Source organism: Aeromonas sp. R5-4 (assembly GCF_040908215.1).
GTDB classification, from domain to species: domain Bacteria; phylum Pseudomonadota; class Gammaproteobacteria; order Enterobacterales; family Aeromonadaceae; genus Aeromonas; species Aeromonas veronii.
In genome coordinates, this window is the sequence record NZ_JBFODG010000021.1 from 156464 (window position 1) to 173717 (window position 17254).

21 protein-coding genes and 1 riboswitch are annotated in these 17254 nt (G+C 59.7%); all 21 genes read left to right on the top strand.

All coding sequences use genetic code 11. The annotated features are described in order from the left end of the window. Positions 1-49: 49 nt before the first annotated feature. Positions 50-190, top strand: a riboswitch (molybdenum cofactor riboswitch). The 21 genes from moaA (at position 178) to AB5Y83_RS10490 (ending at position 17205) form a co-directional block, all read left to right on the top strand. Beyond that, positions 178-1173, top strand: a complete 996-nt coding sequence (gene moaA, locus AB5Y83_RS10390; protein ID WP_368175123.1) for a GTP 3',8-cyclase MoaA — start codon at positions 178-180, stop codon at positions 1171-1173. It overlaps the preceding riboswitch by 13 nt. 238 nt (positions 1174-1411) lie before the next feature. Then, positions 1412-1954, top strand: a complete 543-nt coding sequence (napF, locus tag AB5Y83_RS10395; RefSeq protein ID WP_179902154.1) for a ferredoxin-type protein NapF — start codon at positions 1412-1414, stop codon at positions 1952-1954. Positions 1955-1983: 29 nt separating this feature from the next. After that, complete coding sequence (locus tag AB5Y83_RS10400; RefSeq protein WP_031227438.1) at positions 1984-2238, top strand: chaperone NapD; 255 nt, start codon at positions 1984-1986, stop codon at positions 2236-2238. A gap of 101 nt (positions 2239-2339) precedes the next feature. Further along, positions 2340-4829, top strand: coding sequence for a nitrate reductase catalytic subunit NapA (gene napA / locus AB5Y83_RS10405; RefSeq protein ID WP_368175124.1), 2490 nt, complete (start codon positions 2340-2342; stop codon positions 4827-4829). Between the two features lie 16 nt (positions 4830-4845). Continuing rightward, positions 4846-5583 (top strand): ferredoxin-type protein NapG, encoded by a 738-nt coding sequence (napG, locus tag AB5Y83_RS10410; RefSeq protein ID WP_368175125.1) that lies wholly within the window; start codon positions 4846-4848, stop codon positions 5581-5583. Further along, on the top strand, positions 5580-6455 hold the full coding sequence (gene napH / locus AB5Y83_RS10415; RefSeq protein WP_206874858.1) for a quinol dehydrogenase ferredoxin subunit NapH: 876 nt from the start codon (positions 5580-5582) through the stop codon (positions 6453-6455). The genes napG and napH overlap by 4 nt, the downstream gene beginning before the upstream one ends. Next, on the top strand, positions 6455-6910 hold the full coding sequence (locus tag AB5Y83_RS10420; RefSeq protein ID WP_005334452.1) for a nitrate reductase cytochrome c-type subunit: 456 nt from the start codon (positions 6455-6457) through the stop codon (positions 6908-6910). The genes napH and AB5Y83_RS10420 overlap by 1 nt, the downstream gene beginning before the upstream one ends. An 11-nt stretch (positions 6911-6921) precedes the next feature. After that, positions 6922-7512, top strand: a complete 591-nt coding sequence (locus tag AB5Y83_RS10425; protein ID WP_005353459.1) for a cytochrome c3 family protein — start codon at positions 6922-6924, stop codon at positions 7510-7512. 242 nt (positions 7513-7754) lie between these two features. Beyond that, entirely contained in the window at positions 7755-8261 is a 507-nt protein-coding gene (moaB, locus tag AB5Y83_RS10430) for a molybdenum cofactor biosynthesis protein B (RefSeq protein ID WP_005344126.1), read from the top strand. 9 nt (positions 8262-8270) lie between these two features. Next, positions 8271-8795, top strand: a complete 525-nt coding sequence (moaC, locus tag AB5Y83_RS10435; RefSeq protein WP_139731816.1) for a cyclic pyranopterin monophosphate synthase MoaC — start codon at positions 8271-8273, stop codon at positions 8793-8795. Continuing rightward, positions 8792-9037 carry a molybdopterin synthase sulfur carrier subunit gene (gene moaD, locus AB5Y83_RS10440; RefSeq protein ID WP_120415736.1) on the top strand — a complete coding sequence of 82 codons (246 nt, stop codon included), beginning with the start codon at positions 8792-8794 and terminating at the stop codon, positions 9035-9037. Before moaC ends, moaD begins: the two co-directional genes overlap by 4 nt. 101 nt (positions 9038-9138) lie before the next feature. Then, positions 9139-9612, top strand: coding sequence for a molybdopterin synthase catalytic subunit MoaE (gene moaE / locus AB5Y83_RS10445; RefSeq protein ID WP_368175126.1), 474 nt, complete (start codon positions 9139-9141; stop codon positions 9610-9612). A gap of 87 nt (positions 9613-9699) precedes the next feature. After that, the gene (gene modA, locus AB5Y83_RS10450; RefSeq protein WP_236353431.1) at positions 9700-10428 is read left to right on the top strand and encodes a molybdate ABC transporter substrate-binding protein; all 729 of its coding nucleotides are present in this window, start codon (positions 9700-9702) and stop codon (positions 10426-10428) included. 111 nt (positions 10429-10539) lie between these two features. Then, positions 10540-11220, top strand: coding sequence for a molybdate ABC transporter permease subunit (gene modB / locus AB5Y83_RS10455; RefSeq protein WP_368175127.1), 681 nt, complete (start codon positions 10540-10542; stop codon positions 11218-11220). A 14-nt stretch (positions 11221-11234) separates the two neighbouring features. Beyond that, positions 11235-12317 (top strand): molybdenum ABC transporter ATP-binding protein, encoded by a 1083-nt coding sequence (gene modC, locus AB5Y83_RS10460; RefSeq protein WP_368175129.1) that lies wholly within the window; start codon positions 11235-11237, stop codon positions 12315-12317. 91 nt (positions 12318-12408) lie between these two features. Beyond that, the gene (locus tag AB5Y83_RS10465; protein WP_162506403.1) at positions 12409-13185 is read left to right on the top strand and encodes an alpha/beta fold hydrolase; all 777 of its coding nucleotides are present in this window, start codon (positions 12409-12411) and stop codon (positions 13183-13185) included. Between the two features lie 105 nt (positions 13186-13290). Continuing rightward, a complete protein-coding gene (gene parM / locus AB5Y83_RS10470) occupies positions 13291-14334 on the top strand; it encodes a plasmid segregation protein ParM domain-containing protein (RefSeq protein ID WP_103252105.1) in 1044 nt (347 codons plus the stop codon). After that, a complete protein-coding gene (locus AB5Y83_RS10475; protein ID WP_236759438.1) occupies positions 14324-15085 on the top strand; it encodes a hypothetical protein in 762 nt (253 codons plus the stop codon). The genes parM and AB5Y83_RS10475 overlap by 11 nt, the downstream gene beginning before the upstream one ends. Positions 15086-15119: 34 nt before the next feature. Continuing rightward, positions 15120-15413 (top strand): Bor family protein, encoded by a 294-nt coding sequence (locus AB5Y83_RS10480; RefSeq protein WP_064336542.1) that lies wholly within the window; start codon positions 15120-15122, stop codon positions 15411-15413. Positions 15414-15584: 171 nt separating this feature from the next. After that, the gene (locus AB5Y83_RS10485) at positions 15585-15875 is read left to right on the top strand and encodes a Bor family protein (protein WP_064336541.1); all 291 of its coding nucleotides are present in this window, start codon (positions 15585-15587) and stop codon (positions 15873-15875) included. Positions 15876-15985: 110 nt separating this feature from the next. Next, positions 15986-17205 (top strand): IS3 family transposase gene (locus AB5Y83_RS10490; RefSeq protein ID WP_279487891.1). Its coding sequence is split into 2 segments (ribosomal slippage): positions 15986-16334 and positions 16334-17205, totalling 1221 coding nucleotides; the frame shifts between segments, so codons are not numbered across the junction. Positions 17206-17254: the final 49 nt, after the last annotated feature.

The following is a 17254-nucleotide window of genomic DNA, read 5'->3' on the forward strand; positions in this document are numbered from 1 at the left end:
GACCCCGCAAGATGCGTGGGAGTGTACTCCAACTTGTGTTAGCATCGAAAAACTAGATGAACTCCGAGCGGTTTTGCCTAAGTCCTAGCGATAGGGGGAAACCAGCCGTCAGCCGACGTTCGAGCTGTAAGGGTCAGGAAAGAAATGCCCTGGCCTCCCGTATTTGGAAAGGTGTTTATGTTGCCACTTGAAGATGGTTTTTCCCGTCGTTTTTACTATTTGCGTCTGTCGGTGACCGATGTGTGCAATTTCCGTTGCACCTATTGCCTGCCTGACGGCTATCGCCCCCCCGAAGGTCACAAAGCGGGGCGTCAACCCTTTCTCTCGATTGACGAGATCCGCCGTGTGGTCAGCGGTTTTGCCGCCATGGGCACCCGCAAGGTGCGCATCACGGGGGGCGAGCCCTCCCTGCGCCGCGATTTCACCGAGATCGTCAAGGTGATTGCCACCACCCCGGGCATCGAGAAGGTCGCCATGACCACCAACGGCTATCGCCTCAAGGAGCGGGCTCAGGAGTGGTTTGATGCCGGACTCAATGCGCTGAATGTCAGTGTCGACAGTCTCGACCCGCGCCAGTTTCACCAGATCACCGGCGAGAACAAGCTGACCGAAGTGATGGAGGGGATCGAAGCAGCACTGGCCGCCGGTTTCAAATCGGTGAAGGTCAATGCTGTGCTGCTCAAGGGGCTCAACGACTACCAGCTTGATGCCTTTCTGGGCTGGATCAGGCACAAGCCCATCGAGCTGCGCTTTATCGAGCTGATGCAGACCGGCGAGATGGATACCCTGTTTCGTGACCACCATGTCAGCGGCGAGCAGATCAAACAGCGCTTGCTGGAGAGCGGCTGGGTGCAGCAGTTGCGGGGCACGGATGACGGTCCGGCGCAGGTCTTTATGCACCCCGATTCGCAAGGTGGGGTGGGGCTCATCATGCCCTATAGCAAGGATTTCTGTGCCGGTTGCAACCGGCTGCGGGTCTCCTCGCTGGGGAAGCTGCATCTGTGCCTGTTTGGTGACAACGGCATCGACCTGCGGGATCTGCTCGGCGCAGATGCACAATCCGATGAGCTGCAACAGCGCATTCGCGCGGCACTGGCGGGCAAGAGTGCCACCCATCGTCTCCATGAGGGCAATGCCGGTATCACCCCTCATCTCGCCTCGATCGGCGGATAACCGCAAAAAATCGCCAACGATTAAATAGCAATCCTCACATGGAGGTATTTTAACCGATACCTCCATTTTTATTGCGCTGCAAGGCTTTGATCTGGCGCAAAAATCCCCCCTGTTTATCTCCCTGGTGGTATATCCCTTACCTTGTCAGGGCCGCAATATACACCCACTCTTATAATTGGTATCAAGAATGCCAATCATGGACTCGGACTGCCCCTTTTTCACCAGAACAGGAGTCAACATGCCGGATGAGATCGATCTTGCCCGCCGCGGCCTGTTCCGGGGGCGGCTGAGAACTGCCGAACCGCCGGTGCAGTTGCCCTGGTCAGTCAACTGGTCGGCATTTGTCGCCGACTGCACCCGCTGCGGGGACTGTCTGGCGGCCTGTCCGGAGCAGATCCTGGTGAATGGCGAGGGCGGTTTTCCGGTGGTCGATTTCCAGCGTGGCGAATGCACCTTCTGCACCGAGTGCGTCACGGTCTGCAAGGCGCCGTTGTTTCGCCCGACCAGCGAGTCCCCCTGGCACTACAAGGCCCATATCGAGGCCAACTGTCTGGCCAATGATCAGGTGTTCTGCCAGCGCTGTCAGGACAGCTGTGAGCCCAATGCCATTCGTTTTATTCCGGTGCTGGGGCGTGTGCCTACCCCGACGGTCGAGCCGGATCGCTGTAATGGCTGCGGCGCCTGTGTGCAGGATTGTCCGGTTGGCAGCATCAAGGTCGACGGGCGAGCCGCCCCATCCGGTGGTGCGAGCCAGCCCACCCTCAAGCAGGAGTCAGAATGAGTCAGAAGCCGTGTGACACAGAAGCCACAATGGATCAGGAGTTCCATGTATCGAGTCTGGTGGTGCTGACCCAGCCCCCTTTGCGCCATCAGCTCGCCGAACAGATTGGCGCCCTTGAAGGGGCCGAGATCCACGCCGTCAGTGACGAGGGCAAGCTGGTCGTGACTCTGGAAGGTCCGAGCCAGCGGCCGATCATGGCGGCCATTGATGCGATACAGGCGATGCCGGGTGTGCTCTCTGCCGCCCTGATTTACCACCAGTTCGATGAACTGGGCGGTCACTGAAAAGAGTGATGGGATGCCGGGCGTGCCCTCTGCCGCTGATGGCTGGCTCCCGTTCGACAGATTCGACAACTATTACGCGATAAGCAATGTGAGGATATGCCATGAAGCTGAGTCGACGCGACTTTATGAAGGCCAACGCGGTGGCAGCTGCCGCTGCCGTGGCCGGTGTCAGTGCCCCCACGCTGGCAGCCAATCTCATCACCAGTACCGACAAGACGGCCATCCATTGGGATAAAGCTCCCTGCCGCTTCTGCGGTACCGGCTGCTCCGTGCTGGTGGGCTCTCAGGATGGTCGGGTCGTGGCGACTCAGGGCGACCCCGATGCACCGGTCAACCGTGGCCTCAACTGCATCAAGGGCTACTTCCTCTCCAAGATCATGTACGGCCAGGATCGCCTGACCCAGCCGATGCTGCGGATGAAGAACGGCCAGTTCGACAAGGATGGCGACTTCGCCCCCATCAGCTGGGATCAGGCGTTCGACATCATGGCCGAGAAGTTCAAGGCAACCCTGAAAGAGAAGGGGCCGACCGCTGTCGGCATGTTCGGCTCCGGCCAGTGGACCGTCTGGGAAGGCTATGCCGCCGCCAAGCTGATGAAGGCCGGTTTCCGCTCCAACAACATTGACCCCAATGCTCGTCACTGCATGGCCTCTGCGGTCGTCGGCTTCATGCGTACCTTCGGCATGGACGAACCGATGGGCTGCTACGACGATATCGAACAGGCCGATGCATTCGTGCTGTGGGGATCCAACATGGCCGAGATGCACCCCATCCTCTGGTCGCGGATGTCCGATCGCCGTCTCTCCAACCCGGATGTGCAGGTGCACGTGCTCTCGACCTTCGAGCACCGCAGCTTCGAGCTGGCGGACAACGGCATGGTGTTCACTCCGCAGACCGACCTGGCGATCCTCAACTATGTCGCCAACTACATCATCCAGAATGACAAGGTGAACTGGGACTTCGTCAACAAGCACACCGTGTTCAAGAAGGGGGTCACCGATATCGGTTATGGTCTGCGTCCGACCAACCCGCTGCAGCAGAAAGCGAAGAACCCGGACAGCGGCGATGCCACTCCGATGACCTTCGAAGAGTTTGCCAAGTTTGTGGCGGACTACGATGTGGAGTCTGTCTCCAAGCTCTCCGGCGTCTCCAAAGAGAAGCTGGAAAAACTGGCCAAGCTCTATGCCGATCCGGGCAAGAAGGTGGTCTCTTACTGGACCATGGGTTTCAACCAGCATACTCGCGGTGTCTGGGCCAACAACCTCTGCTACAACATCCACCTGCTCACCGGCAAGATCTCCGAGCCGGGCTCTGGCCCCTTCTCCCTGACCGGTCAGCCCTCAGCCTGTGGCACCGCGCGGGAAGTGGGCACCTTTGCCCACCGTCTGCCAGCCGACATGGTGGTGACCGATCCCAAGCATCGCGCCATCGCCGAGAAGATCTGGAAGCTGCCGGAAGGCACCATTCCCGACAAGGTGGGTTTCCACGCCGTGCTGCAGGATCGCATGCTCAAAGATGGCAAGCTCAACGCCTACTGGGTGATGTGCAACAACAACATGCAGGCTGGCCCCAACATGAATACCGATCGCCTGCCTGGCTATCGCGATCCGCGCAACTTCATCGTGGTCTCTGACCCGTACCCGACCGTCACTGCCCAGGCCGCTGACCTCATTCTGCCTACCGCCATGTGGGTGGAGAAAGAGGGGGCCTACGGCAACGCCGAGCGCCGCACCCAGTTCTGGCACCAGCAGGTGAAAGCGCCGGAAGGGGCCAAGTCCGACTTGTGGCAGCTGATGGAGTTCTCCAAGCGCTTCAAAGTCGAGGAAGTGTGGCCGGCTGAGCTGATTGCCAAGATGCCGGAAGTGAAGGGTAAAACCCTGTTCGACGTGCTCTATGCCAACGGTCAGGTCAACCAGTTCCCGAAAGAGCAGAGCAAGGGGATGCTGAACGACGAAGCCGAGCACTTCGGGTTCTACGTCCAGAAGGGCTTGTTCGAGGAGTACGCCACCTTCGGTCGCGGTCACGGCCACGATCTGGCGCCGTTCGATCAGTACCACGAAGCCCGTGGTCTGCGCTGGCCTGTGGTAGATGGCAAAGAGACCCTGTGGCGCTACCGTGAAGGGTTCGACCCCTATGTGAAAGCGGGCGAGGGGGTACGTTTTTATGGCAAGCCCGATGGCAAGGCGGTCATCTTCGCCCTGCCGTTCGAGCCCGCCGCCGAGTCGCCCGATAAAGAGTACGATCTGTGGCTCTCCACCGGCCGCGTGCTGGAGCACTGGCACACCGGCACCATGACCCGTCGGGTACCCGAGCTTTATCGCGCCTTCCCGGATGCGGTGCTCTTCATGCACCCGGACGATGCCAAGGCTCGCGGCGTGCGCCGTGGTGAAGAGGTGATCGTCTCCTCCCGCCGTGGCGAGGTTAAGACCCGTGTCGAGACCCGTGGTCGCAACCGTCCGCCGAAAGGACTGGTCTTCATGCCCTTCTTTGATGCGAGCCAGCTGGTCAACAAGCTGACCCTGGACGCCACCGATCCGCTCTCGAAAGAGACCGATTACAAGAAGTGCGCCGTCAAGGTGATGAAGGCTTAAGGCGGGGGAGTGCGAGATGAGTCGTAGTCGTCGCCAGTTTCTGGCCGACATGGCCAAGGGGGCCTGCGGTGTGGGCCTGCTTAGCGTGGGGCTCGGCGGCATGGCACGCCAGCAGGCACAAGCTGTGCCTGCCCAGGCGCTGCGCCCGCCTGCCGCCCTCGATGAAGCAGAGTTTCTCGGCGCCTGCGTGCGTTGCGGGCTCTGCGTCGAGGCGTGCCCCTACGACACCCTCAAGCTCGCCCGGTTGTTTGACCCTGTGACCACCGGCACCCCCTATTTCAAGGCGCGTGCTGTGCCCTGCGAGATGTGTGATGACATCCCTTGTGTGGTGGCCTGTCCGAGCGGGGCGCTGGATCAGCAGATGACCGACATCGATCAGGCCCGGATGGGGGTGGCAGTGCTCATCGATCACGAGACCTGCCTCAACTATCTGGGGCTGCGCTGCGATGTCTGTTATCGGGTCTGCCCGCTGATTGACAAGGCGATCACTCTTGAGCTGCAGCATAACCAGCGTACCGGCAAGCACGCCATGTTCCTGCCCACGGTACACAGCGATATCTGTACCGGCTGTGGCAAGTGTGAGCATGCCTGCGTGCTGGAGGAAGCGGCCATCAAGGTGGTGCCACGCCAGCTTGCCAAGGGTGAGCTGGGTCATCACTACCGACTCGGCTGGGAAGAGAAGGCCAAGGCGGGGAACAAGTCGCTCATCGGCGACAGGCTCACCCTGCCCACCCGCAAACCGGAGGGGTTATGAGTCGTTATCCGGGGGAAGAGGCGCGCATCAAGCTGGGGTGGTGGCGTTCCCACCGCTTCCTGCTGTTGCGTCGGCTGAGTCAGTTCAGTGTGCTCGCATTGTTCCTGCTGGGGCCGCTGGCGGGTATCTGGATCCTCAAGGGCAACCTCTCCAGCTCGCTGTTGCTGGAGACTGTGCCGCTGACCGATCCCCTCACGCTGTTGCAGTCGCTGGCGGCGGGTCACTGGCCCATCACTACCCTCTGGCTAGGGGCTGCCATTGTGCTGGCCGGCTACTGGCTGGTGGGGGGGCGGGTGTTCTGCTCCTGGGTCTGTCCGGTCAACCTCATCACGGATGCCGCAGCCTGGCTCAGGGGGCGACTTGGCCTCAAGGGCAATGGCCAGTTCAGCCGTGCGACCCGCTACTGGCTGCTGGCCATGGTGCTGGTGGTGCCAGCGGTGGTCGGGGTGATTGCGTGGGAGCTGGTCAATCCGGTGTCGCTCGCCATGCGCGGTCTGCTGTTTGGCATGGGGGCGGGCTGGGCCCTGCTGGTGGCGCTGTTCCTATTCGATCTTTTCGTGGTTGAGCGGGGTTGGTGCGGTCATCTCTGTCCGGTGGGGGCCTTCTATGCCTTGGTCAACCGGGTCGGATTTATCAAGATTTCTGCCAAGGGGCGCGAGCGGTGCAACAACTGCATGGATTGTTATGCGGTCTGCCCGGAGCGTCCCATCCTGCGCGGGCCTGTTCACGGTGCCAAGCGCGGTCACGGGCCCTTGATTGCGGCTCAGGAGTGTACCAACTGTGGCCGCTGCATCGATGTCTGCGCGGAACAAGTTTTTGAAATCACTGTAGGTTTTGCCGTCAAGGCAGAAAAAACGTCGGAGAACAAATAATGAAAAAGCTGATTGGAGCAATGCTGGCCTGCCTGATGGCGGGATCCTTGATGGCAGCGGCCCCCGAGATCACCAACAGTACCGGTGGCCTCAAGTCCGAGCGTGGCGCCACCGATCTGGTGACCGATGCCACCGCCGCGCCCCTGAAAAACTTCCGCAAGGATGGCGCGCCCTACGATCGCCAGTACATGCATCAGCCGCCGCTGATCCCCCATGACATTCGCAACTACGAGGTGGATACCAAGGTCAACAAGTGCCTGGCTTGCCACAGCTTCAAGAATGCCAGTGCCATGAAGGCCCCCAAGATCAGTCCGACTCACTTCGAGACCCGCGACGGCCTGACCTTGGGTGAAGTGTCGCCGCGTCGCTACTTCTGCCTGCAGTGCCATGTGCCGCAAGCGGATGCCAAGCCGCTGGTGGAAAATACCTTTAAACCGGTTGAAGCGCTGAACTGAGGAATCCATAGATGAAATTACCCGGCTTTATCCAGCGTCTGTGGACCACCTTCAAGTCACCATCGAAGGCGGCTCTCTGGGTCATCCTGCTGATGGGCTTCTTCGGTGGCGTGATTTTCTGGGGTGGCTTCAACACTGCCATGGAAGCATCCAACACCGAGGCCTTCTGCACCAGCTGTCACGAGATGAAGGACAACGTGTTCGAGGAGTACCGCGACACCATCCACTACGCCAACCGTTCCGGCGTGCGGGCCAGCTGCCCGGATTGCCACGTACCGCACGAGTGGACCTACAAGATCATCCGCAAGGTGCAGGCTTCCAAGGAGTTGTGGGGCATGATCACCGGCAAGGTGGATACCCGCGAGAAGTTCGAGTCGCACCGACGCGAGATGGCGGAGCGGGAGTGGCAGCGGATGAAAGAGACCGATTCGCGCGAGTGCCGCAACTGCCACAACTTCGAGTACATGGACTTCTCCCTGCAGGGGCAGCGTGCCGCCAAGATGCACTCTACCAATCTGGCCAGTGGTGAAAGTACCTGCATCGACTGTCACAAGGGGATAGCTCACCAGCTGCCCGACATGACCGGGGTGAAAGGGTTCTGATCCTGCGACGACAGGCCGGGTTTGCCCGGCCTGCGTTTTGTTCATATATGGGACAAGCATCAGATTTGTGTGTCTTTTAAATCCCATATCTCGTGAAACCTTTGATAGAATCAGCCCGCCGTCACACGCTTGAGCAAGTTGGTCACCCCTGTCTGCGTCCGTTTTTGCGCCCTGACAGCCGGCCTCTCATACCCCTTCTCTTCCTGCCTCGTTGACGGCCCATAGCCACAAGGAGCTGCCCGATGGGACAGAAACACAACGCATTTATTCCCCTCAAGATCGCCGTGCTGACGGTTTCCGACAGCCGCACTGCCGCCGATGACAGCTCGGGCGACTATCTGGTCTCGGCCCTTACCGACGCGGGCCATCAGCTGGCCGATCGGGCGCTCTGTCCGGACAACCTGTTTCGCATCCGCGCGCGGGTGAGCGAGTGGATCGCCGATGAGGGGGTGCAGGTGGTACTGATTAACGGCGGTACCGGCTTCAACGAACAGAACCGGGTGCCGGAAGCGGTCGGTGTGCTGTTCGAGCGCACCGTACAGGGTTTTGGCGAGATGTTCCGTCAGCTCTCTTTTGCCGAGATTAAAGGCTCCGCCATGCAGAGCCGTGCGCTGGCGGGACTCGCCAATCGCACCCTGATCTGCTGCCTGCCCGGCTCCACCGGCGCCTGTCAGCTGGGTTGGGAGCAACTGATCCGCGATCAGCTCGATGCCCGCACCAAGCCGTGCAACTTTGTCTCCCACCTCTGAGAGCAAGTGATGAACCAGACCGATACCAAGCAGACCCAGCCCAACCTGACGCATCTGAACCAGAGCGGCGAAGCCCATATGGTGGATGTGACCGACAAGCAGGTAACCGAGCGTGAAGCCCGTGCCGAGGCGTTTGTTGCCATGGCCCCCGAGACGCTGGCGCTGATCCTGAGCGGCCAGCACCACAAGGGGGACGTGTTCGCCACCGCCCGCATCGCCGGCATCATGGCCGCCAAGAAGACCGCCGATCTTATCCCCCTCTGCCATCCGCTGGCCTTGACCAAAGTCGAGGTGGAGATAGTGCCGCTGGCCGAGCAGAATCGGGTGCATATCCGCACCCTCTGCAAGCTCTCAGGCAAGACCGGGGTGGAGATGGAGGCGCTGACGGCCGCGTCGGTAGCGGCGCTGACCATCTACGACATGTGCAAGGCGGTACAAAAGGACATGGTGATCGAACAGGTGCGGCTGGTAGAGAAAAAGGGCGGCAAGTCCGGCCATTTTCAGCTGGGGTCAAATAGCGGGGAGCAAGCATGATCAAGGTACTGTTTTTTGCGCAAGTAAGAGAGCTGGTGGCCTGCGATGAGCTGAGCCTGCCGTGCGACTATGCCACCGCCGAACAACTGCGTGCGGCGCTCTGTGAACGCGGCGACAAGTGGGCACTCGCCCTCGAGTCGGGCAAACTGCTGGTGGCGGTCAACCAGACCCTGGTGCCCCTCGATACCCCCATCAACGATGGCGATGAGGTGGCCTTCTTCCCACCGGTGACCGGAGGTTAAGGATGAGCGAGATAATGACCGTGGATCGCACCACTGAGCTGTGCGGTGGTGACGAAGTGGCCTTCTTCACTTTCTCTCCAGTAACGACCGGAGGCTGAGCCATGAACGACGTAGCCATTACAGACCGCATTCTGGTGCAGCGGGAAGATTTCTCGCTGGCGGACGAATATGCCCGCCTAGCCACCCGCCCAGACAGTGGCGCCATTGTCACTTTCGTTGGCAAGGTGCGCGACTTCAATCAGGGGGAGGAGGTGAAGGGGTTGGCCCTCGAGCACTACCCCGGCATGACCGAGAAGGCGCTGGCCGATATCGTGCAGGAGGCTCGTCGCCGCTGGCCGCTGCAGGAGTGTACCCTCATTCATCGTATCGGCGAGTTGTGGCTTGGCGATCAGATCGTGCTGGTGGCGGTGAGCAGTGCCCACCGCGACGCCGCCTTTGACGCCTGTCACTTCATCATGGATTTCTTGAAAACCCGGGCGCCGTTCTGGAAAAAAGAGCTGACCGCCGAGGGTGTGCAACGCTGGGTCGAGGCGCTTGATCGCGACAACGCCGCCGCTGCCCGCTGGCAAGCCTGACCTGTTCATCACGAGGGGCGCAGGTTCAACGGGAACCACGGCCCCGCCAAGGGGCGCGGATGTGCGGGCCCCATCAGGAGAAAGGGAATGAAACCGCTGTTATCTGTTGTCATCGCAGGCGTCTGCGCCGCCACCTTGCATACTGGTGCCGTGCAGGCCGATGAAGTGAAAGTGGCCGTGGCGGCCAACTTCAAGGGAACCATAGAGCGTATCGGCAAGGAGTTTACCGCCAAGACCGGCCACACCCTGGCCATCTCGTCTGCCGCCACCGGGGTGCTCTACACCCAGATCAGTCACGGAGCACCGTTCGATCTCTTCCTCTCCGCCGATGCGGCGACCCCCGAGAAGCTGGAAAAAGAGCGCAAGGGGAGCGATCGCTTCACCTACGCCATCGGCCAGCTGGGGCTGTGGAAGAAAGGGGGACCGGCCCCTGACGAGGCGACCCTGCGTAGCTGGAAAGGCAACCTCGCCATCGCCAATGCCCGCACCGCACCCTATGGTGCTGCCGCCATGGCGACCCTCACCCATCTCAAAATCGATCCCAAGCAGTACCGGTTGCTGACCGGCGCCAACATCGGCCAGACCTGGCAATTTGTCGACACCGGCAATGCCGAACTGGGTTTTGTCGCCTGGGCCAATCTGGTTGAGGCGGGCAAGACTGGCGAAGCCTGGGCTGTGCCTGCGAGCTTCTATCCCCCCATCGAGCAGCAGGGGCTGGTATTGAAGAAAGGCGCCGCGGTCGAGGCGCTGGTCGCCTGGCTCAAGGGGCCGGGTCAGGCGCAGATCAAGGCAGCTGGTTATGCCTTGCCCCAATAAGGGGATGGGCCTGATGCGATACCCTGAGTGGTCGGCCTTCGGGTCGGCCACTCTTTGCAATAAGGATGGAGACCATGCCGTTGGGGGCATTTATCAACCGGGAGGTCGGCAATGAGTGAAGGGGATCTGCTGGCGGTCTGGCTCACCCTGAAGCTTGCGGCCTGCACCACCGCGATTTTGCTGTTGCTGGCACCGCCGCTGGCCTGGTGGCTGTCGCACAGTCAGAACCGGCTGCGGCCGCTGGTTGAGGCCTTGGTGGCACTGCCGTTGGTGCTGCCTCCCACGGTACTGGGTTTTTATCTGCTACTCGCCTTTTCCCCCGAATATGGTTTCGGCGCCTGGTGGCGCGACACCTTTGGCGCCCCGCTCGCCTTCAGCTTTCTCGGCCTGCTGTTTGCCTCCATCCTCTATTCGCTGCCGTTCGTGGTGCAGCCGCTCACCTCCGCTTTCGTCAACATGGGTAACAAGGAGCTGGAGGCTGCCGCTACCTTGGGGCTTGGCCCACTGGAGCGCTTCTTCCACATCATCTTGCCGATGACCCTGCCCAGCTTCGTAATGGCGGCAGCCCTCGGCTTTGCCCATACCCTGGGGGAGTTTGGTGTGGTGCTGATGATTGGCGGCAATATCCCCGGCGAGACCCAGGTGCTTTCGATTGCCCTGTTTGATCATGTGGAGGCGATGGATTACCGACAAGCCCACTATCTGGCGGGCGGCCTGATGGCCTTCTCGCTGGTGATGCTGGTGCTGGTCTATGGTGTGTTGCAGCGTAGACAGCGGAGAGTGTTTGGATGAACCAGCCCGCCACTATGCCGCCAGTGAACGAGCCGCACCGCCATGCCCTGAACCTCCATGTTCGGCGCGAGTTTGGCTCCTTTGCCCTCGATTGCGCACTGACCCTCGAACTGGGGGGCATTCTCGGACTGTTTGGCCCCTCCGGCTGCGGCAAGAGCACCCTGCTGCGCATCATCGCCGGGCTCGATCGCCAAAGCGGGGATCGCTTGTGGTGGCGCGATCGGGAGTATGCTCAACTGCTGCCCGAAGCGCGCCGGATCGGACTGGTGTTTCAGGACGCGCGCCTCTTCCCCCATCTGACGGTGCTCGGCAATCTGCAACTGGCGGCCCGCAAGGGGCGAGGGCGCTGGCAGCCCGAAGCGCTGGCGGCTCGGCTCGGTTTTGCCGATCTGCTGGGGCAGCCTGCCCATGCCCTCTCTGGCGGTCAACGCCAGCGGGTAGCGCTGGGGCGGGCGCTGCTGGCCGAGCCTGATCTGCTGCTGCTTGATGAGCCTTTTTCTGCGCTCGATCGGCGCAGCCGCATCCATCAGGCCCATGTGCTCAAGGGTTTGCAGCAGGAGAGCGGCATCCCGATGATCTTCGTCAGTCACGCCATGGAGGAGGTGAGCCTGCTCTGCGATCAGCTGGTGCTGCTGGAAAGTGGCAGGGTGGAGGCGCAAGGCAGGCCGAGCGAGATTTTCGCCCGAACCGACCTGTCACTCGCCAGCCGTGACGATGCCGGAGTGATGCTGGATGCGACCTTGGCCCACTACGATGACGACGAACAGATGGCGACCCTGCAACTCGGCGAGCAGCAGTTGCGGGTCACCATGAACCATGTGCCGGACGAGAGTGGCCCCTTGCAGATCAAGGTGGCGGGGCGCGATGTGGTGATTGCCACAGCCCCCATCGAGCACTCCAGTCTCTCCAACTGTCTCGTCACCCGTCTGCTGGCGGTGTGCGAGGTGCGCCCCGGCCAGACCCTGTTGCAGTTGGAGCTGGGTCAGCAGATACTGCTGGCCCGGATCACCAGCCGCTCCGCCAGGCGGCTGGCGCTGGCGCCGGAGCAGCAGATCTACGCTTATATCAAGGCGGTGAGTCTGGTCAGCGAAGGCTGATTGGGCGCCGTGCTGATAACGTGGCAGGATAGCCACGGGCAACATAACAACAAGAGATGGTTCAGGTGATGAGTCGAGAGGCAATACACTGATGCGCCGCAATCAGGTGATGAAATTCAACGGTCTTGCCCTGCGCAGTGCAGGGGAGGGCCCTTTGCTGTTGCTGCTGCACGGGCTGGGCTCCTCGAGCCTCGACTGGCAGGCGCAGATCGAACGGTTTTCCGAACACTACCGGGTGGTGGCGCTGGACTTGCGCGGCCACGGCCAGAGCATGCAGGAGGGGCCGTTCGATGTGGCGACCCTGGCAGCCGATGTGGTGAACTGGCTCGACGAGCAGCCGGAGCCCGCCTGGGTTGTCGGATTGTCGCTCGGGGCCATGGTAGCGCTGGAGCTGGCGCTGCAACTGCCCCACAAGGTGCAGGGGCTGGTGCTGGTCAACGGTTTTAGCGAGTTTCTGCTGGAGACCCCCAAAGAGCAGGAGCGTTACGCCCAGCGTCTCAAGTGGCTGCGCTGGTTCGGTATGCGCCCGCTCGCCTGGTGGCTGGGACGCGAGCTCTTCCCGGGCCCGGATCTCGCGCAGGTGCGCCACACCTTCCGGCTGCGTTTCGTGCGCAATAAAAAGAAAACCTACAAGGCACTGCTGGAGGCGTTACCCGGCTGGTCGGTACGCGCCCGGCTCGGCGCCATCTGGCAGCCGGTGGCCATCATCTCCACCAGTCACGACTACCTGCCGCTGGCCAAACGGGTAGAGCAGTTTGCCGCCCTGCCCAACGCCACCATCCACACCCCCAACGGCCACCACGCCTGGCCTGCGGAAGATCCTTCCGGATTTAATCATTTGCTTCACCGGATTTTAGAAACCCATTAAACTTGTCGCCCTTTTACCCCGTGTATGTATTGGTTCGATCGCCTTGCCAAAGGCATAAGGCAAGGCAATCGGACCCATTTCTGATCTATTAACAGGTGTTTCCTCATGTCTGAAGTAATGAAAATGGCCATCGATGATGGCTCGACCAACGTCAAGGTGAGCTGGATTGAGAACAAGGTGCTCAAGACCATCATCTCTCCCAACTCCTTTCGCAAGGACTGGAAGAGCGCCGCATTGCGTAAAGACAAGAAGATCTACAACTACGAGATAGGCAACACCAAATATACCTACGACGCGACCTCCGACAAGTCTCTGGCCACCACCCATGTGGAGTACCAGTATGACGATCTCAACCTGCTCTCCGTGCATCATGCCCTGTTGCAGACAGGTGTAACGCCGTGCGATGTCGCCATTACCGTGACCCTGCCCATCACCGAGTTTTACAACCCGGATGATTGCCAGCGTAACGAAGAGAAGATCGAGAAGAAACGCCGCAACCTGATGCGTCCGATCACCCTTAACAAGGGCGAGCTGTTCAATATCGTCAGCGTCGAAGTGATGCCGGAGAGTCTGCCTGCTGCGCTCTCCCGCCTGATTGGCTCAGGCTGCAACGAGTTCACCAAGACTCTGGTGATCGACTGTGGCGGCACCACTCTGGATATGGGGATCATCGTCGGTGAGTTTGATGATGTCTCCGATGTCTACGGTAACAACGAGATCGGTGTCTCCATGGTGACCGACGCTACCCGCAAGGCGCTGGCCGCAGCAGACAGCGACTCCAGCTATCTGGTGGCCAACGAGTTTATCAAGCGTCGTCACGACATGAGCTTTGTACGCGATGTGGTCAACGATGAGAGCCAGATCCCCAAGATCCTCGAGAAGATGCAAAACAAGATCGACGAGCTGGGCACTCAGGTTGCACATGAAGCGAAGAAGTTCGCCAAGAACCCGAATCGTGTCTATCTGGTCGGTGGCGGCGCATCCCTGATTTATGACGCGATCAAGGCGGCCTATCCCACCCTGGGTGACCGTGTCGAGCTGCTGGACGATGCCCAGTCCGCGCTGGCTCGCGAAATCTGCCTCTACACCACGGAAGAGGATGAAGTCTATCGCGAAGCGCCTGTGATGGCCGAGGTTGATGATGAGTAGTCAACTCAAGCGCATGACCTTCTCCATCTACATGGATCCGGGTGCGCTGGAGTCTGATCGCTATGCGGTCGGGGTATTGCAGAACTGGTATCAACGGGCGCGAAAGATCCAGGAGGGCACCGAGGAGTTTGACTTCTCCAAGAGCCGTTTCCACAAGGATATCTACCTCTCCGGCATGTTCATGTACGTGCTGGCGCCCAACCTCTGCAAAGCGATTGCCAATGCGCTGGGGCCGGAGCAGGTGAGCATGACGACCCTGCGTCATGCCTTTGCCAGCTGTGGTTTCAATCTGGGTGAGGTCGCTGGCGAGGCGCAGCCTGCCGCAGATGTGATGATCAACGAGATAGTGGCCAGACTGGCCCCACAGCTGGGACAGAGTGATACCACTTCACTGGTGGACGAGATTGTCAGCCGGCTCGGCGAGCAGCAACCCAGCGAGATGTGGGATGAACTCAGGCAAGGACTGCCTGCCGCACTGGATCATGACCAGCTGGCCGAAGCCATCGCTGGCAAGCTGCCATCAGCAGGGGCCGAGCAGGATCTGGCTCCCCTTGCCACCAGCATCCAGCTGCTCTCTCGCCAACTGGAAGAGCAATCCCGGCTGATCCGCGAGCAGCACAGATTGATCCAGCGACTGGCCAGTGCCCCCGCTCGACAGAGTGTTGTCGGCACAGAGGCAGAACCTTTGATCGAGGATCTCTCGAGTCAGGTTGCCAATATGAAAAAGGTCAAAGCCAAGGGGATCTTCTAAGGTTTCCACCATGGCTGTAGCCAGGATAAGAAGCATGAAAAAAATAGTATGGATGGCGTGTTGCGCCTTGCTGTTGTCGGGTTGTGCCCGGCAGACCGTCTTCGTACACGAGGGCAACCCGGGTCAGCCAACAAGAGAAGTGCACCATGATTTTGTTGTGGCGGGAATTGGCCAGAGTGAGATGGTTGATGCTTCACTGGCCTGCCATGGTGACCCGAAAAAAGTTGTGCGTGTGGAAATGCAGCAGAGCCCGCAAGATGTGCTGATGGCCATTCTGACGTTGGGCATTTATACCCCAAGAACGGCCCGAGTTTATTGCAATCTGTGACATGTTATCTGGCAACATTAAGTCTCAAATAAGGCCTTGTTGCCCTCTCCGGATTTTGATAGTGTGCCCACAGCTTGGAGTTTTTCTATTTATCTTATTGATAATAAACATGAAATCCTCTTGGTGTGGCACCGGTATAGCCGGAAAAATAATATTGTCAGGGATAATAAAATGAAAAAAATGGTGTTAACTGCTGCCGTTGTAATGATGATTGCAGGCTGTGCCCAGCAAGGGTTTACCGTGCATTCCGGTAATGCAGTCGAGCCCACCAAAGAAGTGACTCATCATTTCTTCATCTCCGGTTTGGGCCAGAGCAAAACTATCGATGCGGCCACCGTTTGCAATGGTGCCGACAAGGTTGTGCGTGTTGAAGCACAGCATACCTTCGTCAATGGGCTGCTGGCCGTAGTGACCTTCGGTATCTACACCCCGCGCGAGGCTCGGGTCTACTGCGCCGGTTAATCTGCGCAAGCTTGATGCAAAAAGCCGAACCACAGGGTTCGGCTTTTTTGTGGGTATTGTCCCGTCCTGAATATGGTTTACACCTTTCCCCCCAATAAATGGAGAACCCGATGGGACAAGGTGTGAAACGGACACAGCGCGATTACTCGCTGACTTTTAAACTGGCACTGGTCGAGCAGATTGAAAAAGGCGAGCTCACCTACAAACAGGCTCAGGTCCGTTATGGCATTCAGGGCCGCTCCACCGTTCTGGTATGGTTGCGTAAACATGGTCGGCAAGATTGGAGCCTGGGGGCTTCTGTGCGCGCCTGCAGGAGCATCACCATGCCTGACCCCGACAACCAGACGCCCGAACAGCGCATCAAGGAACTCGAGCAGCAGCTGGCGCTGATGAGTCAGAAGGCCCAGTTCTTTGAGGCCATCGTCGATGTACTGAAGAATGACTACGGCGTCTCCATCGTAAAAAAGCGACCCGGCAAGTCCTCTCGCAGCGGCAAGTCGAGAGGCTGACCATTGTCAGGGCTTGCCTGTTTCCGGGGATAAGCCGGCAGGCTTACTACAAGCGCAATCGGGTCGCCGACGAGCGCCATGCACAAGGGCTACAGGTGGTGCGCTTTGTGCGTCAGGTTCGACTGCGACAACCTCGGGTCGGCACTCGCAAGCTGCATTATCTGCTGCAGGGTCAGGAGGATGGCGGGCTCAAGGTAGGGCGGGACAGGCTGTTTCAGATATTGGCCGAGCACCGCTTGCTGGTGCAGCCTAAGCGGGCGTATCACAAGACCACCCACAGTTTTCACCGTTTCTACCGTCATCCCAACTTGCGCAAGGCGGGACCAGAGCAGGTTACGCCGGTGGCTCCGGAGCAGGTCTGGGTCGCAGATATCACCTATCTGCCCGCCAGGAGCGGACCGCTGTACCTGAGCCTGGTGACGGATGCCTACTCACGCAAGATAGTGGGCCATCACGTGCACGAAGGAATGCACGCGGAGTCGGTGGCGATGGCGTTCAAGAAAGCACTGAAGCAACGGCGTGGCGGCGGTGAACTCATCCATCACTCGGACCGCGGCGTGCAGTATTGCTCGGTGCTGTATCAGTCATTACATGAACGGTACGGGGTGAAATGCTCGATGACGGATGGACATGACTGTTACCAGAATGCGTTGGCGGAGCGGGTGAACGGGATTTTGAAAGGAGAGTTGTTGTTGCAAAGCCCGCAGGATTTAACGCAAGCGCGGGAAATGGTGCGTGAAGCGGTGGATATTTACAACGCGGAGCGGCCGCATCATGCGTTGAAATACAGAACCCCCGATGCGGTACATAGGGGGTTCTGAGTAGAGAAATGCTAGTTGAAAATGTGTAAACCTATTTCAGGACTAGACA

Excerpts from the sequence above, each read along its gene's own strand:
- napA (WP_368175124.1), top strand. The coding sequence starts at position 2,340 with ATGAAGCTGAGTCGACGCGACTTTATGAAGGCCAACGCGGTGGCAGCT.
- AB5Y83_RS10400 (WP_031227438.1), top strand. The coding sequence starts at position 1,984 with ATGGATCAGGAGTTCCATGTATCGAGTCTGGTGGTGCTGACCCAGCCC.
- napG (WP_368175125.1), top strand. The coding sequence starts at position 4,846 with ATGAGTCGTAGTCGTCGCCAGTTTCTGGCCGACATGGCCAAGGGGGCC.
- AB5Y83_RS10480 (WP_064336542.1), top strand. The coding sequence starts at position 15,120 with ATGAAAAAAATAGTATGGATGGCGTGTTGCGCCTTGCTGTTGTCGGGT.
- napF (WP_179902154.1), top strand. The coding sequence starts at position 1,412 with ATGCCGGATGAGATCGATCTTGCCCGCCGCGGCCTGTTCCGGGGGCGG.
- modC (WP_368175129.1), top strand. The coding sequence starts at position 11,235 with ATGCCGCCAGTGAACGAGCCGCACCGCCATGCCCTGAACCTCCATGTT.
- moaC (WP_139731816.1), top strand. The coding sequence starts at position 8,271 with ATGAACCAGACCGATACCAAGCAGACCCAGCCCAACCTGACGCATCTG.
- modB (WP_368175127.1), top strand. The coding sequence starts at position 10,540 with ATGAGTGAAGGGGATCTGCTGGCGGTCTGGCTCACCCTGAAGCTTGCG.
- moaA (WP_368175123.1), top strand. The coding sequence starts at position 178 with ATGTTGCCACTTGAAGATGGTTTTTCCCGTCGTTTTTACTATTTGCGT.
- AB5Y83_RS10465 (WP_162506403.1), top strand. The coding sequence starts at position 12,409 with ATGCGCCGCAATCAGGTGATGAAATTCAACGGTCTTGCCCTGCGCAGT.
- moaD (WP_120415736.1), top strand. The coding sequence starts at position 8,792 with ATGATCAAGGTACTGTTTTTTGCGCAAGTAAGAGAGCTGGTGGCCTGC.
- AB5Y83_RS10425 (WP_005353459.1), top strand. The coding sequence starts at position 6,922 with ATGAAATTACCCGGCTTTATCCAGCGTCTGTGGACCACCTTCAAGTCA.
- napH (WP_206874858.1), top strand. The coding sequence starts at position 5,580 with ATGAGTCGTTATCCGGGGGAAGAGGCGCGCATCAAGCTGGGGTGGTGG.
- AB5Y83_RS10475 (WP_236759438.1), top strand. The coding sequence starts at position 14,324 with ATGATGAGTAGTCAACTCAAGCGCATGACCTTCTCCATCTACATGGAT.
- AB5Y83_RS10420 (WP_005334452.1), top strand. The coding sequence starts at position 6,455 with ATGAAAAAGCTGATTGGAGCAATGCTGGCCTGCCTGATGGCGGGATCC.
- AB5Y83_RS10485 (WP_064336541.1), top strand. The coding sequence starts at position 15,585 with ATGAAAAAAATGGTGTTAACTGCTGCCGTTGTAATGATGATTGCAGGC.
- moaE (WP_368175126.1), top strand. The coding sequence starts at position 9,139 with ATGAACGACGTAGCCATTACAGACCGCATTCTGGTGCAGCGGGAAGAT.
- moaB (WP_005344126.1), top strand. The coding sequence starts at position 7,755 with ATGGGACAGAAACACAACGCATTTATTCCCCTCAAGATCGCCGTGCTG.
- parM (WP_103252105.1), top strand. The coding sequence starts at position 13,291 with ATGTCTGAAGTAATGAAAATGGCCATCGATGATGGCTCGACCAACGTC.
- modA (WP_236353431.1), top strand. The coding sequence starts at position 9,700 with ATGAAACCGCTGTTATCTGTTGTCATCGCAGGCGTCTGCGCCGCCACC.